Genomic DNA, 14,549 nt, shown 5'->3' on the forward strand with positions numbered 1-14,549 from the left:
AAAAATGTCCGGCGGGCACTGGCACCTGCCGGGGCAGACGGAACAAGTACGCGCGGAGCACGCCCGTACTTTCCGCTTGATCAAGCAGTTCAACGAGTTAGGTAGCACCGATCAAGACAAAGCACGGGAAATTCTGCGGGAGCTGCTTCCGGAGGAATCCCATGTGCCGGGCTGGTTCGGGCCGGCCAACGTGGAGTTCGGTTGCAACCTCATCATAGGTGAGCATGTCTTCATCAATTTTAATGCCACCATCTTGGCCCAGGCCAAGGTCACGCTGGGGGATCGCGTGATGATTGGGCCCAATTGCTCCCTTATCACCGTGGGCCATCCGGTCAATGACCACGAGATGCGCGAGGGAGGTTGGGAGATTGCCAAACCGATCACCGTGGGCCGCAACACCTGGTTCGGGGCCAACGTCACCGTCATGCCCGGTGTCACCATTGGCGAGGATTGCGTCATTGGTGCGGGCACGCTCGTCACCCGCGATATCCCGGATAAGTCGCTGGTACTGGGCACTCCCGGCCGCGTGGTGCGCAAGCTCAATGGAGACAACCTCGAGCGCGAAGATCTCGAAGGCCCAGTGGAAGGCTTCGGGCTGACGTAGATGTTCGATCTCGCACGCATCGGCGCGGGCCTGCCCGTTGCCGAAACCATCGATAGCCTGCCCAAGACCGGAAACATAGTGGTGCAGGCCCCGCCTGGCACCGGCAAGACCACGCTAGTTCCGCCGGCCTTGGCAAACATGGATGGCAAAGTCATCGTCACTGCCCCACGCCGCGTCGCAGTCCGCGCGGCAGCCAACCGCCTCCAAGCGCTGTCCGGCCAGCAGATCGGCTACGCGGTGCGCGGTGATTCCCGCAAAGGTCAGGACGTAGAGTTCGTCACCCCGGGCGTGCTGCTGCGCCGCCTCCTTAAAGATCCCGAGCTCACCGGCGTTGCCGCAGTAGCCATCGACGAGGTTCACGAACGCCAGCTCGACACGGACTTGGTCCTTGGCATGTGTCTCGAATTGGCGCAGCTGCGCGACGATTTCCGCGTCGTCGCCATGTCCGCGACCGTTGATGCGCAGCGTTTCTCGCAGCTTATGGACGCCCCGGTTCATGTCACCGAGGCGGTCACTCATCCCCTCGATATTCACTATCGCCCAGCGCCTGGACGTGCTTCCGGCGACCGCGATTTTTATGCTCACGTAGCCCGCCAAGCCATGGGGCATACAGGTTCCACACTGGTCTTTGTCCCCGGCGTGCGCGAGGTGGAGCTGGTCTGCAAGATGCTGCCGGAGGCCTATCCGCTCCACGGTAGGCAGAGCACGGCTGAGCAGGATGCTGCGTTGTACACGGATGCCGATCGCATCGTTGTCGCGACATCCATCGCGGAATCCTCCCTGACGGTGCCCGGCGTGCGCACCGTGGTCGACGCTGGTCTCTCGCGCACCCCGCGCCGCGACGCCCAGCGCGGAATGTCCGGTCTGGTTACCGTATCCACCTCCAAGTCGAGCGCGGATCAGCGCGCCGGACGTGCAGGCCGTGAGGCCCCGGGTACCGTCATCCGCTGCTATTCCCAAGAGGATTACCAGCACTTTGCCCCGCACATCACCCCGGAGATCTTGAGCGCCGACCTCACTCAAGCCACGCTATTCCTGGATTGCTGGGGCGCCGGTCCGGATTTCCCGTTGCTGGATCAGCCACCTGCACGCGCGCTTGCCGACGCCCACCGTACCCTCACCGCGATTGGCGCCACCCCGGAGCTCGCGACCATGCCTACCGACCCACGCCTCGGGGCTGCACTTTTGAAATACGGCTCCCAAGCTGCCCCAGCCGTGGCGGCGCTGAGCGATTCCCCGCGCGGGGATATCACCCGCATCGCTCCGGCCAAACGCGAGGTCCAGCGCCTCGCGCGCCTCGTGCCGGATAAGGGCAGCGTCGATCCCAGCCGCGTTGTGGCCGCCGCATTCCCCGATCAGGTGGCAAAGAGAATGGGCGATGACTACCTTCTGGCCAGCGGTACCCGCGCCCGATTATTAGAGGACAATGGTGCCGCATGGCTGGCCGTAGCGGAAGTGTCTCTTTCTAACGCTGGAAACGCCATCATCCGCGCCTTTACCCGCATCGACGAAGAGGCAGCGCTTGCAGCCATCGGCACCACTGAAGAAGTAACTGCGACCTTAAAGGATGGGAAAATCCGCGGGCGCAAAGTAACCCGCGCCGGCGCGATCGAGCTAAGTTCTACCCCCATCAAGGTCACCGGTGCCGCCGCCGAAGAAGCCCTTGCTGCCGGCATCCGCGAGCAGGGCCTAGGTCTTTTCTCTTTCAGCGAGAAAGCCCAGATCCTGCGCAATCGCCTTCGTCACCTCTACCGCAACTACGGCGCGCCTTGGCCAGACGTGGAGCAGGCGGATCCTGCCGAGTGGCTCGGCCCCGAGCTGCACCAGATTGCAGAAGGCACGCCTGCCTCCGCTATCGACGTCTACCCTGCTCTACAGCGACTTCTGCCCTGGCCGGAGGCAAGCAAGCTCGACGAACTCGCACCTGAGCGCCTACCCGTTCCTTCCGGCAGGGATGCAAAGATCGACTGGAGTGGCGAGCGTCCCGTGGTCTCCATCAAGCTGCAAGAGTGCTTTGGCTTGGCCGAATCCCCCGTATATTGCGGCCACCGCGTGCAATTCCACCTGCTCTCGCCTGCCGGCCGGCCGCTTGCCGTCACCGATGATCTGGCCAGCTTCTGGGCTGGGCCCTACCAGGGCGTGCGCGCCGATATGCGCGGGCGCTACCCCAAGCACCCGTGGCCCGAGGACCCGTGGACCGCACCTGCCACCGCCAAGACTAAGAAGCGGATGTAGTCCCCCACTGCTGGATGCCCAGGTAGATGCTCATTACCACCACGAGGGTAAGCAGGGCATAACGAATCAGCTTGGTGCCGCCGCCTAGTACGGTGCGGGCACCGAGCTGCGCGCCAATGACGTTAGCCACGGCCAAGACTAGGGCCAGCGCCCAAATGACGTGCCCTCCCAGGATGAACACGCAGAGCGCGCCGACGTTCGTGCAGGTATTGACCACCTTCGCCATCGCCGCTGACTTGAGGAAGTTCTGGGAGAAGATGCCCGTAAACGCCATGATGAGGAACATGCCGGTGCCGGGGCCAAAGATGCCGTCATAGAAAGCGATGCAGGCCACCGCTGCCAACGCAGCCCACCTACGCCATCCGCCACGGATGCCTTCGCTTTCATTCGTGCCAAAGCTAGGGCGAAAGGCCACGAAGGCGCCGGCGCAGACCATCAACACGATAATCAGCGGGCGCATCACGTCCTTATCAATCATCGCCGCAGCGCCCGCGCCGATGCCGGAGCACACCAGCGCTACCAGGCTTAAGCGGACAAGCTCCCCCGCCGGTGGCCGAACCTTGCGCACCATCGTCACTGCAGCCGAGGCCGTGCCCGAGACTGCCGCAACTTTATTCGTGGCCAGCGCCGTCGCCGGCGCCAGTTGCGGTGCCACCGCCATGATGAGCGGAATTAGTACGAGTCCCCCGCCGCCAATGACGGCATCGATCCATCCCGCTACCGCAGCTCCTGACGTCAAAAATGCCCAACCGCTAAACCCCAGGTCCAACAACTCCATGCGTGTTATTAAACTCGACGCCATGTCTGTTCGTGCACAGTGGGCCATCATTGCGCCAGGGTCTGTGGCCCTCGGCACGCTTTTTACTTACCTGCACGTGCCCGCCGCCTGGATCCTGGCAGCCATCGTGGTCTCCGGCGCGATGGCGCTTATCACCGGGCAAGAACTCACCGTCAACAAGCACTTCTACGCCGTGGCCCGCGGCTTCATCGGCATCATGGCAGCCATCCCCCTCACGCTGGTACCGGCCTCGCTACTTCTTGGCTTTCTTCCCGCCGCCATCACGATGTCCCTCATCACCGTCGTCGTCGGCATGGCAGGCGGAATGTTGCTGCACCGCTCGCAGCCCAAAGAGATCTCCTGGGAGACCGGCATATTATCCATGCTGCCCGGCGGCGCCTCCCTTATGCCGGCGCTTGCCAGCGAGCTCGGCGCCGACTACCGCTACGTGGCGCTGACCCAATACCTGCGCCTGCTCGCGGTTTCGGTCTCTCTGCCTTTTATGGTCAGCTTCATGACCACTGAATCCGGTGGCACGGATGCATCCGTCCACGTCGATAGCGCCTGGTGGGTCATTGCGCTGACCGTAGCTATTGCGGTCCTCGGCGAGCGCCTAGGCAAGCTCGCGCACCTGCCCGCCTCAGCCGTCTTGGGCCCGCTCATCCTCACCGTCATCGTCGCGCAATTCCTGCCCGCCGGGCACACACTGGAGCCGCACTCCATCTTCAAGATCATGGCATTCATGTCCATCGGTTGAGAAAGCGGCGGCGGACTGTCCATCCCCGCGCTGCGTTCCTTTGCCAAGCAACTCCCGGCCACAATCGCCTTCATCATTATCGTCATCGGCGTCTGCGCGCTTACCGCCTGGCCGCTGACGGCCTGGCTGGATATCTCCTATTTCGAGGCCTACCTCGCCACCTCGCCCGGCGCTCTCGAGACAGTTCTTGCGCTATCTTCCGAAGGCGGCGCGGGACCTGCAGTGGTCGCGGTGCAGATCGTCCGCCTCATCATCGTGCTCGTTATCGCAGGCTATTTGCCCCAAATTTTGCGCCTTATAACCAAAAAGTAAGTGACCATCAAGCGCTCCGCTGCTATCAAATGGCTAAGACTGAAAACTCAGGCTTTAGTTCAAGATGGTCTGCCGCAGAATCGACATAGGAACAGATCCTAGCGCCAAGGCCTCGGAGTGGAAGTCCCGTACGCTCATTCCCTGCTCCACGGCCTCCTGCCTGGTCTGCTGCCATAGGCGCTCGCCCAAGGCATAGGAAGGCGCCTGCCCCGGCCAGCCCAGGTAGCGGTTGACCTCAAAGTTGAGGTTCGCGTCATCCATCGCGGTGTTTTCGCGCATGAAGGTCTTCACGTGGGCCTTATCCCACTTGCCAGAGTTGCTGCAGTCCGGCAGCTTCTTGCCCAAGTGCAATCCGATGTCCACCACAACGCGGGCGGCGCGGAAACGCTGGGCGTCGAGAAGCCCCATGCGGAATCCCGGATCCTCCATATAACCCAGCTCCGCCATGAGCGCCTCAGCGTAAAGCGCCCAGCCTTCGCCGTGGCCCGAGTTCCAGGTCACCGCACGGCGCCACAGGTTGAGATCATCTTGGACCAGCGCAGAACCCAGCTGCAGATGATGGCCCGGCACGCCCTCGTGGTGAACCGTGGTCAGCTCTTGCCAGGTGTGGAAACGCTCCTGGCCAGCCGGAACTGACCACCACATGCGGCCGGGACGCGAGAAATCATCTGAAGGCGGGGTATAAAAGATGCCGCCTGTACCGGCAGGATCGATGCAGCATTCGATATCGCGGATCTGCTCCGGAATGTCGAACTCGGTGCCATCCAAATCCTTGATGACTTTCTCCGCCGTGCCCTGCATCCATTCCACGAGCGCATCGGTGCCCTCCAGCACGTAGCGCTCCTCTTGGTTGAGGTTGCGCATCGCGGCCTTCACGGTGCATTCAGAGCCATACAACTCGTGCGCGATCTTTTCCTGCTCAGCGCGGATTTCTTGGACACGCTCCAGGCCCCACTCGTAGGCCTCATCAAGATCAACGGTATCGCCGACGAAAAGCTTGGAAAACCGCTCATAGCGGTCGCGGCCCACCGCATCCTCGGTGGAAGCCTGCGGCTGTAGTTCATTGGAGAGCCAATCAGCGAACTGCCCAAAAGCGCTCTTTGCCGCCTCGACCTCAGTACCCTCGACGCCAAGGCCCTCCAACATGGAACCGGCGTCGGCAAGCCGCTCACACTGGACGAAGACTTCGTTGATCTGGCGATGCGGCGGAATCAGGCCATGTGCCGCCGACTCCTGCAAGGAATCCTTGTATCCGCTTAGTGCGCCACCGACCTTGGACAGGCGCGAGCGAATAGCATCAAGCTGCTCAGGGGTGTCCTGCGGCATCAGCAGCAAAGTATCGCGAATGGTCTGCACTGGGGAGGCGATGTTGTTGAGGCTGCGCATATCCTCGCCGTGGTGGTGCAAGTCCAGCTCCAGGCAAAGGCGATCGCGCAAGACGGCTGCGGTCACATAATCCACATCGTCGAAGTCATCTTCGTCATCGGACTCGTCAGTGGTGTCATCCAGAGCATCGACGTCAGCGACCATGTCACGGGTGCGGTCAGCAATAGCCGCGTAGTACTCCGGCGAGAAATCCTGCAGCTCGCCTTCGAATCCCGGGATGCCCCACGCCGTTGCTTCGGTAGGGCTTAGCTCCGCAAGATCGTGCACAAAGTTATCGCAGGCCGCGTCCAAGAGGGAAGGATGGCGGCTCTGGTTTGGCTCTGAACTCATGAGGGTGAAGTCTATCCTTTACCTGGAGCCTAGGGCCAACCTAGGCGCCAAACGTTGTCAGCTTGTTAGCTACTTGTTATCCCACTTCATCCCGGGATTAGTCCAACCCGCAAAGGCATCCAGAACCTGCGCTGGCGTTGGCTCAAGCACGATCGCATCCACAAAGCGGCGCTGCACGAAGCCCGCCTCTGACATGCCCGCGTACATGTCCACGAAAGGACGCCAGAATCCGGCGACGTCCACCAAGCCAACGGGGCCGTCGACGTGGCCTAGTTGCTGCATGGTCAGCACCTCCGCGAGCTCTTCGAGGGTGCCCACGCCGCCCGGCAGACACACGTAGCCATCTGCCAAGTCCTCCATGCGGGTCTTGCGCTGCGCCATGGTCTCCACCACTTCAAGTGAGGTCAGGCCAGGATGTGAAAGCTCTAAGTCCACCAGCTGCTCGGGAATCACGCCGGTAACCGTTCCACCTCCTGCCAGACATGCATCCGCTACCACGCCCATGAGCCCCACGTTACCGCCGCCGTAGACCAAGTTGATTCCACGATCTGCCAGCTGCCCGCCCAGCTGACGGGCTGCTTCGATATATGCTTCCGAGTTACCGGTGGCCGAGCCGCAATAAACCGCAATTGAATCCATGGACACCACACTATAGAAAGAAGTCCTTAGACAATGTTGTCTAATCTTGCGAATACCTGCTAGACAATACGGTCTAGAAAATCTATACTTCTAATTATGCTCAAACCTGGCCCCGTGTTCACTCGCCCGCGCACCCCAGCGGCTAAGTGCCTTCACCTCGTGCGTTTAAGCCCCATCATCACGCGCATTGAGCTCGTCGAGGCAACAGGACTTTCCCAGCCCACCATCACCCGCGCCACCGCAGCACTGCTCCAAGCGGGCCTCATCCAGGAAAGAAACGATCTCACCCGTTCCCGCGGCCGCGGGCGCCCCACGGTTCCGCTCGAAGTTGCCGAAAACGACTGGATCCTGGCCGGAATCGCCGTGGGTACCTCGCAGACCCACATCGGCTTCTACGACACGCTCGGGCGCACCATCCGCGAAGATGACGTACCTACCCCCGTCGCGCAGCTGAGCGAGGAGGACTTCATCGAGCACATCATGGCCGGCGTTCATCGTCTAAGCGCAGGCCTCGACCGCAAACTGGTCTCCGTGGGCATTACCACCTCCGGCACTGTCGACGCCGCGGGCCGCGTCACCGCCGCAAACCTGGGCTGGGTCGACGTCGACATCGCAGAGCGCCTGCGCTATCAGTTCAGCGTGCCCGTTGTGGTTTCCTCCGCCGTGCCCGCAATCTTGGGCTCCGAAACCCAAGCCGCGGAACTTGGAAATACCGATCCGGTTCTAGTGCCTTTTGCGGATGACTCGATCGGCGCCGCGCTTTCCACTGGCGACGAAGTCTCCCAGATCATCCCCCTGCCTTCCATCGCAGAGGTGCCCCACCCAGAGGAAACCTTAACTACCGCCGCCGTGCAGAAAAAGCTAGACAACGTCGATACCTCCGCGCACCGCGAAATCCTCGATGAACGCGCTCGCCATCTAGGCCTTGTCGCGGCACAACTCATCAAGGAACATGAGCCCACCACCGTTGTGCTCGCCGGTGGAGCATTCCTTGATGACCCTGCTGCGCCGAAACGTTTCGCGGCAGTCGTACGAGAAAAAGCCGGAAAGTCCGCCCAGCTACGTCTCATCCCCTCGCATCAGGAGATCGTGGGGGCGATTACCCGCGCAATTGCGCTCGATCCCCTGCTGCGCGTGCCGCTCGAGCTAAAGGCTTAGCCGCGGGAGGAAAGCTCTGCGTCGATGCGCAGGAGGCCAGAGCCATCGTTGCCCACGAGCTTGATCTGGTCGACGATCTCGCTGACGGTGGACTCCTCCTCGATCTGCTCCTCCAGGAACCAGTTGATCATGGAGCGGGAATCCAGATCGCCGGCCGCATCAGCGGTGCGCGCGATCTCGCGAATCTGCTCGGAGACCTTCTGCTCGTGCGCGAAAGCCGCCTCGAAAGCATCCAGCGGGGTAGCTGCCTTGATGGAAGGAACTGAGATGTCAGAAAGCTCAACGCGGTAGCCGCGGTCCAGCAGGTGCTGCGCGAACTTCTGCGCGTGCGCGCGCTCCTCTTCTGCCTGCGCGTAGAACCAGTCGCGCATACCTGGGAAGGAGAGGTTATCCATCTCGTATGCCAGCTGGGTGTAAATAAGAGCAGCGCCGTGCTCGTTGTTGACCTGATTGTTCAGGAGGGTTTGCAGCTTCTCGTCCATGTCAGGAACCTTTCTCTAAGACACCCCGGAAAGTACAATTGCCTATCAAACCGGGGTGATTCATTAAGTGCAACACCAACAATACAGATTTATTTCCGTCGCGCTAGGAAGGTTTGCTTTAGCAAACATGCCGGTCAAGGCAACTTTTTGGGTTGGATCTCCTAACTTTGCTCAGGATATCCACCACTGCATTCCCCCTTAGGACAACCGCGACACAACCAAGCCACGCTTGACGACGCCGCCCTTGCCTAGAACAGCTTCGGCAGTTTCAGGCCCGGAATCGCACCAGAGAAGGCAGCACCGACTGCAGCCAGAATCGCAACAATCGCGGCTACAATGCCGCCGATTGCACCCGCGGAAGAACCCGCGTCAGGCTTTGGATCTGGTTTCGACTCTGGCTTCGGCTCTGGCTTCACTTCTGGCTCAGCAGCCGCCTTGCCATAGGTGACAGTGAGGTCAGTGTTTCCGTCCTCTAGCGGTCCCGGCTCATAGAAGCCCAGCATCGCGTCGGAGCCAACCTTGGTGATGGACGTCTGCGCATCTGTGGTGGTGTAGGTCTTCTCTGCTGCCGGAACAATTGCTTCGCTCAACTTAAAGGTGGAGATTTCTGCGTCATCCAGGTCGGTTTCAATTGCCTCCTTGCTGCCTGGCCCCTTGGCACCGGTGGTCTTCAAGTCCGCCGTGATGGTGGCATCAGTGCCGGAAACCACCACCTTGATGTCGCTGAACGTCATATCGAGGCCATAGCCGCCATCTGGGCCCATGCCCGGGTGTGCTTTGAAGTGCAGCGAGCCATCAGTGTCGATGGTTCCGTTACCCTTTTCGTCAACCGTGGATGCGGAAGCATTCACTGGAAGCTTGAAAGAATTGTCAGCGAAGACGGCACCATCAGTGGTCTTAATCTCACCCTGCGCAAAAGGCTTTTGCAGGTAGGAAATGAAGGACTCCTTGATGGGCCAGCTGAGCTCACCGGAAGCGAGGGCAGGAATTTCCGCAGCGGAAGCAGTGGGTACTGCGAGAGCACCGGCCACGAGAGTGGTGGCGGTGAGTACAGAGATTGGCTTCATTTAGTTCTCCGAATCAGAAAGAGTGTAGATGAGAGTATGCAAACTGAGCTTTGCTATACCTAACAGAGGTTAGGCAAGGCTAAGCTTAAAGTCAAGACCTGTTTTAGTGTCGCCGATCTAACTCAGCAAAGATGCCCGAATTAAACGCAAAGGCCGCCTGGGCCTCAGAGATAAGCGCCGCCCGCTCTGCTTCTGCCAATCGCATCTCATCAATACGCTGTCGGTAACCATTGCGGTAAGGAGGAATCTTCCCGATCGCGGTGAAGTCGTAGAAGTTAAGCGCATCCGGATCAATCCCATACAGTGCACCCAACCGCGCCGCAATAACCTGGCCGCCGGAAATGTCACCGAGGTAGCGCACATAGTGATGCGCCACAACCTCAACTGCATGCTCAGGTGTAGCCAACTGCTCAAGGCGGGCCACATAAGCCGCGGTAGCCGGCAAGATGCGAACCTTATCACGCCAATCCCCTCCCAGCTGCTGAGTCAGATCGACCTCGAGAGCATCGCGGCGCTCCAAACGCGGATCGGCCACAGCGCCCGCGGTGGCCGTTTCCGCCACAGCACGCACTGTTCGCTCCAATGTCTCATACACAAACCACAGCTGACCGGTCAGATCGGCGACAGCTTTGGCATCTAGCTCTCCCGCCATGAGCCGCTGCATAAAGCTCGATCCCTCCGCCGCCTCGTGGGCACGCGCAGTCTCCTCGCGCAAAGCCAGCGATAACGGTCGATCCAGCGCAATGGTCATAAATTCTCCTTAGAAAAGTAATGCTTACCTAACTTACCGAAACCAACTTAAAGTTAGGGTTACCTAAAAATCAATATTTAAGGAGAAAATCAACCAAAAGAACTACCTGTCTAACTTGCCGCTCAGACGCTCCAAGCGCTGCAAGCTCGCACCATCCAAGCCCCGGAATTCCACCTCGACCCCGCGGTCGGCATACTTTTCCTGCACCGAATCCAGCGTCGCCACCGTGGAGGCATCCCAAATTTCGGCGCCATTTAGGTCAATAACCACGTGCTCTTCCGGCAACGTGTAGTCGAAGGCATAAACCAGATCGTTCGAGGAAGCGAAGAAAAGCTGCCCACGCACAAAGTAGGTGTTTCCTTCCAAGTCCACCGACACGAAATGCGCCACGCGGCGAGCAAAAGCCACCGACGCCGCCAGCACGCCGGCGACCACACCCACTGCCAAGTTGTGGGTAAGCAAGGTGCCCACCACGGTTACCAGCATGACCACTGTTTCCGAAAGCGGCATAAGCCGCAGCGTGCGCGGGTTAATCGAATGCCAATCCACGGTCGTACCAGCGACAATAATCATCACCGCTACCAACGCCGCCATAGGAATGCGGCCGACGGTCTCCCCCAAGACCACGACGAGGATGAGCAGGAAGACGCCGGCGAGGACCGTCGACAAGCGCGTGCGTGCCTGCGCGCCCTTCACATTGATCATGGTCTGGCCAATCATCGCGCACACACCCATTCCACCAATCAGTGCGGACAAGATGTTTCCCACGCCTTGGCCTAAGGACTCGCGCGTCTTATCGGAGTGCGTGTCCGTAATGTCGTCGACGAGCTTCGCCGTCAGCAGCGATTCCATCAGTCCCACCAGAGCCACGCCAACCACGTAAGGAGCGATGAGCTCGAGCGTCTCCAGATTCAGCGGCACGTTCGGAATAAACAATCCCGGCAGGCTCGTAGGCAGCTCACCTTGGTCGGCCACGTCCGGGACCTTCCACCCGAAAGCAATAGCCAACACCGTGACCACCAGGATGGTCACCAAAGGCGCAGGGATCACCGTGGTCAGCCGCGGCAGCACCAGCATGATCACCAGCCCCATTGCCACCAGCACGTATACCATCCACGGCACATGCTTAAGATGCGGCAGCTGCGCGGTAAACATCATGATGCCCAAAGCGTTGACGAATCCGGTCATCACCGAGCGCGGGATGAAACGCATAAGCTTGGCGACGCCCAGCATCGCCAAGATGATCTGCAAGATGCCGGCCAGCATGATGGTGGCCACCACATAGTCAAGGCCGTGACTGTGCGACAACGGCGCAATAACCAAGGCCACCGCGCCCGCCGCCGCAGAAACCATCGCGGGGCGTCCGCCGGTGAACGCGATGGAGATTGCCATGATCACCGAGGCAAACAAACCCACGCGCGGATCGAGCCCCGCCAAGATGGAAAAACTGAGAACCTCAGGAATCAGCGCCAGCGCTACCGCGAGGCCGCCGAAGACCTCCATACGAAAGCGCGCTGGCGAAGAAAATGCATATTTAAAACTGCCGAGAACAGAAGTAGGTGCGGGTTGTTGAGACACCGCACATACTCTAGCGGCCCCTAGGCCCCTTCCCTAAAAGAACCGTCAACAGTGATAACAGGCAGAACCGACCACGCAAAATTGATCCAGGCATCTGTCTTCTTCCACGAGAAATCCGGCTCAAAGATGGTCGTGGGCTTGGTGTAAATAACGGCTGACTTCACCTCAGCGGCCGTTTCCGCCAGCAGGTTGACCACGAGATCGAGGGTCTTTCCAGAATCGGCCACGTCATCGACCACCAGAACCTTCTTGCCCTGCAAGGATTCGATATCCAGCTGCGGGTTAAGCAGAACTGGCTCGGGCAAGGTCGCACCGATGTCGGTGTAGAACTCCACGTTGATTGCGCCCATTTCTTTGACGCCGATTGCATAGCCGATGGCGCCTGCTGGGATGAGGCCGCCACGGGCCACGCCCACGATGAGATCAGGGAACCACCCAGAATCAATGACTTGTTGGGAGAGCGCTCGGCTTGCCTCGCCGAATGTTTCCCACGTGAGGTTCTCGCGTTCTGAGTTAAACCATTCTGGGACGCTCATGCGGCTTGCCTGCTCCTTCGACCGACGAATCTTTTCGTATAGTCTATCGGAAAGGAACCTCGCCCAAAGTTCTTCTGAGCTTTCTTGTGTGCAAACGGGAGGGATTTCCTGCTAGCTGCTCCACTGCGCGCACCGCGCACATCACGTGCGCTTCCTTAGAGTTCGAGTAAAAGGCCTGCGCTTGTGCGGGCAGCTTGGGGACGGCATGCAAAGGCAAATCGGAGACGGACAGAAGCGTGCCATAAGGAACGCGGTAGCGGTAACCGTTTGCCGCCAGCGTGCAGGACTCCATATCCACCGCCACAGCGGTGGAGTGCTGTAGCCACTCCCACAGGTCGCGGGAGGTGCGCCATTCCCAGTTGCGGTCGTCGGTCGAGAGCACCGTGCCGGTACGCATCAAAGGATTATCGTCACCGTAGACCTCTCGCACGGAGGCCTCCAGCATGCGCTGCACTTCAGGGATAGCGGGAATCGGATTCCCCGCGCCCACCTTGCGGTTGAGAATGTGGTCCTCGCGCTGATAGGCGTTACCCAGGATGAGGTCGCCGATACGCATGCGGCCGTCCAGTCCAGCGCAGTGCCCGATCATGATCCACGCCTCGGGGCGCAGGACAGCAAGGCAGTCCGTGATTGTCTTGGCGTTGGATGGACCAACGCCAATGTTGATCATCGTGATTCCGTCCCCGCTGGCCGTGATGAGGTCAAAGCGTGGCATCTGATAGCGGGAGGTTAGGGTGAGCTCGTCGACGTCGAGAAGCACGGCGTCATTCGAGTGGATCGTCTCCCCAGTAGGCAACACCAGCGCCGTGTAGCGGGAATCCTCTTTGGTGAGCTCGCGCAGGCCAAACTTCACAAACTCCGTGGTGTGCATGGCATAGTTGGTGAACAGGATGTACTTCTGCACCGTGTCGACCTCGATGCCGGTGTAGTGCTCGATGCGCGCGCACGCGATGTCGAAGCGCTGCGGGCCAAAGTGGAAGAGCGGTTTTTCCTTACCGTGGAAGGCCTTCCACTCGCCGTCGATGATGGCATCGTTGACCTCGTCCAGAGTGGGGCGCGGTATCTCACCGCGGTTCTCGGGCACTGAGCCGGCGTCACGGATGTACTCCGGTGGAATGAGCTCATTCGACTGGCCTACGTAAATGTCACAGGGATAGTTCTCCGTCAGCCTTGATAGCTGCTCCGTGAGGTAATCACGCAGGAGCTGAGGTTTGGAAATGACGGCAGAAAAGCGGCCAGCTTGGTCCACATATCCAAAGGGTTCGGAACGGTCGATGGGCTGCCATTCGCGCACGTGCACAGTGATTTTGGGATAGACCACGTGCCTATAACGATCGAAATCCCCCGTCGCGAGGGATTTACGCGCGACGGAGCACGAGCTGTCATAGAGCTCGATGAGACGGCATACTGCCTCTTCAACAAAGTGGGCATGCTGCAGGTCAGTCATGCCAGCGAGTGTAATTCGGGTACACCATTTCGGCAGCTTCAACGGTGCCGGGAAACCGTCGAGGGACCGCTAGACTGCCCCAAGGCTATTGAATTAACGAGGGCCCGCCAGCTGCGCACTGGCGGGCCCTCTCCCCATGACTAATCTTCGGCACCTGGTAAAGAAGTGGAGCGCATCTTCCCAAGTAACCGCCCGTGATTAGGCAAGCCTTAGTTTATAAAACTTTTGGATGATGGTCAAGCGTTTTCCAAAATTTTTAAACTGCTTCATAAAACTGCCCATGACGTGCATAAATGGATCAAGGGTACAATTTTGACACATGGCACCAGATCCGATCGTTGAATTGCGAAACTCAATCTCCGCGCAACTCGGGAGGTTTTGGCGCCCCAGTGAAGACTCACCGCGCTATGGAATCGCAACCCCTGCAACCGCAATCGCGTTGCGCGAGGACGTCTCCCAAGAAATCGCCTCGCGCCTCCACGCACGCCC

12 protein-coding genes and 1 pseudogene are annotated in these 14,549 nt (G+C 59.8%); 4 read left to right on the forward strand and 9 right to left on the reverse strand.

Annotated features, from left to right (window positions below; genetic code table 11):
- On the forward strand, nt 1-604 hold a 604-nt coding region (locus HMPREF2724_RS02230), incomplete at its 5' end, for a sugar O-acetyltransferase (RefSeq protein WP_246818184.1).
- Nucleotides 605-2,839: an ATP-dependent RNA helicase gene (locus HMPREF2724_RS02235; RefSeq protein ID WP_070497481.1), complete on the forward strand. Its 2,235-nt coding sequence runs from the start codon at nt 605-607 to the stop codon at nt 2,837-2,839.
- Here HMPREF2724_RS02235 and HMPREF2724_RS02240 read toward each other — a convergent pair.
- On the reverse strand, nt 2,823-3,617 hold the full coding sequence (locus HMPREF2724_RS02240; protein ID WP_083306072.1) for a TSUP family transporter: 795 nt from the start codon (nt 3,615-3,617) through the stop codon (nt 2,823-2,825). The two genes, HMPREF2724_RS02235 and HMPREF2724_RS02240, sit on opposite strands and share 17 nt — an antisense overlap.
- On the opposite strand from HMPREF2724_RS02240, the pseudogene HMPREF2724_RS02245 reads away from it, so the two are divergent.
- Nucleotides 3,616-4,686: pseudogene (locus HMPREF2724_RS02245) on the forward strand (AbrB family transcriptional regulator). The gene HMPREF2724_RS02240 and the pseudogene HMPREF2724_RS02245 sit on opposite strands and share 2 nt — an antisense overlap.
- Before the next feature lie 54 nt (nt 4,687-4,740).
- On the opposite strand, the gene HMPREF2724_RS02250 reads toward HMPREF2724_RS02245, so the two are convergent.
- Together HMPREF2724_RS02250 and HMPREF2724_RS02255 are read right to left on the reverse strand one after the other, a co-directional pair.
- Nucleotides 4,741-6,402 (reverse strand): DUF885 domain-containing protein, encoded by a 1,662-nt coding sequence (locus tag HMPREF2724_RS02250; protein ID WP_062036328.1) that lies wholly within the window; start codon nt 6,400-6,402, stop codon nt 4,741-4,743.
- A 69-nt stretch (nt 6,403-6,471) separates the two neighbouring features.
- Nucleotides 6,472-7,041 (reverse strand): LOG family protein, encoded by a 570-nt coding sequence (locus HMPREF2724_RS02255; protein ID WP_062039239.1) that lies wholly within the window; start codon nt 7,039-7,041, stop codon nt 6,472-6,474.
- A gap of 96 nt (nt 7,042-7,137) precedes the next feature.
- Here HMPREF2724_RS02255 and HMPREF2724_RS02260 point away from each other — a divergent pair, with 96 nt between their 5' ends.
- Nucleotides 7,138-8,199, forward strand: a complete 1,062-nt coding sequence (locus tag HMPREF2724_RS02260; RefSeq protein ID WP_070586951.1) for an ROK family protein — start codon at nt 7,138-7,140, stop codon at nt 8,197-8,199.
- On the opposite strand, the gene HMPREF2724_RS02265 is transcribed toward HMPREF2724_RS02260, so the two are convergent.
- The 6 genes from HMPREF2724_RS02265 to amn all read right to left on the reverse strand — a co-directional run bounded on the left by HMPREF2724_RS02265 (nt 8,196) and on the right by amn (nt 14,060).
- Nucleotides 8,196-8,681, reverse strand: coding sequence for a ferritin (locus HMPREF2724_RS02265; protein ID WP_070433350.1), 486 nt, complete (start codon nt 8,679-8,681; stop codon nt 8,196-8,198). The two genes, HMPREF2724_RS02260 and HMPREF2724_RS02265, sit on opposite strands and share 4 nt — an antisense overlap.
- Nucleotides 8,682-8,929: 248 nt before the next feature.
- On the reverse strand, nt 8,930-9,748 hold the full coding sequence (locus HMPREF2724_RS02270) for an HtaA domain-containing protein (protein ID WP_062036334.1): 819 nt from the start codon (nt 9,746-9,748) through the stop codon (nt 8,930-8,932).
- Between the two features lie 103 nt (nt 9,749-9,851).
- Nucleotides 9,852-10,499, reverse strand: a complete 648-nt coding sequence (locus tag HMPREF2724_RS02275) for a biliverdin-producing heme oxygenase (protein ID WP_061919937.1) — start codon at nt 10,497-10,499, stop codon at nt 9,852-9,854.
- 102 nt (nt 10,500-10,601) lie between these two features.
- On the reverse strand, nt 10,602-12,002 hold the full coding sequence (locus tag HMPREF2724_RS02280; protein ID WP_061919935.1) for a SulP family inorganic anion transporter: 1,401 nt from the start codon (nt 12,000-12,002) through the stop codon (nt 10,602-10,604).
- Between the two features lie 95 nt (nt 12,003-12,097).
- The gene (locus tag HMPREF2724_RS02285) at nt 12,098-12,613 is read right to left on the reverse strand and encodes a phosphoribosyltransferase (protein ID WP_061919934.1); all 516 of its coding nucleotides are present in this window, start codon (nt 12,611-12,613) and stop codon (nt 12,098-12,100) included.
- Between the two features lie 43 nt (nt 12,614-12,656).
- Nucleotides 12,657-14,060 (reverse strand): AMP nucleosidase, encoded by a 1,404-nt coding sequence (gene amn / locus HMPREF2724_RS02290; RefSeq protein WP_062036336.1) that lies wholly within the window; start codon nt 14,058-14,060, stop codon nt 12,657-12,659.
- Nucleotides 14,061-14,549 lie beyond the last annotated feature (489 nt).

It is taken from the genome of Corynebacterium sp. HMSC071F07 (assembly GCF_001810285.1).
GTDB lineage: Bacteria > Actinomycetota > Actinomycetes > Mycobacteriales > Mycobacteriaceae > Corynebacterium > Corynebacterium simulans.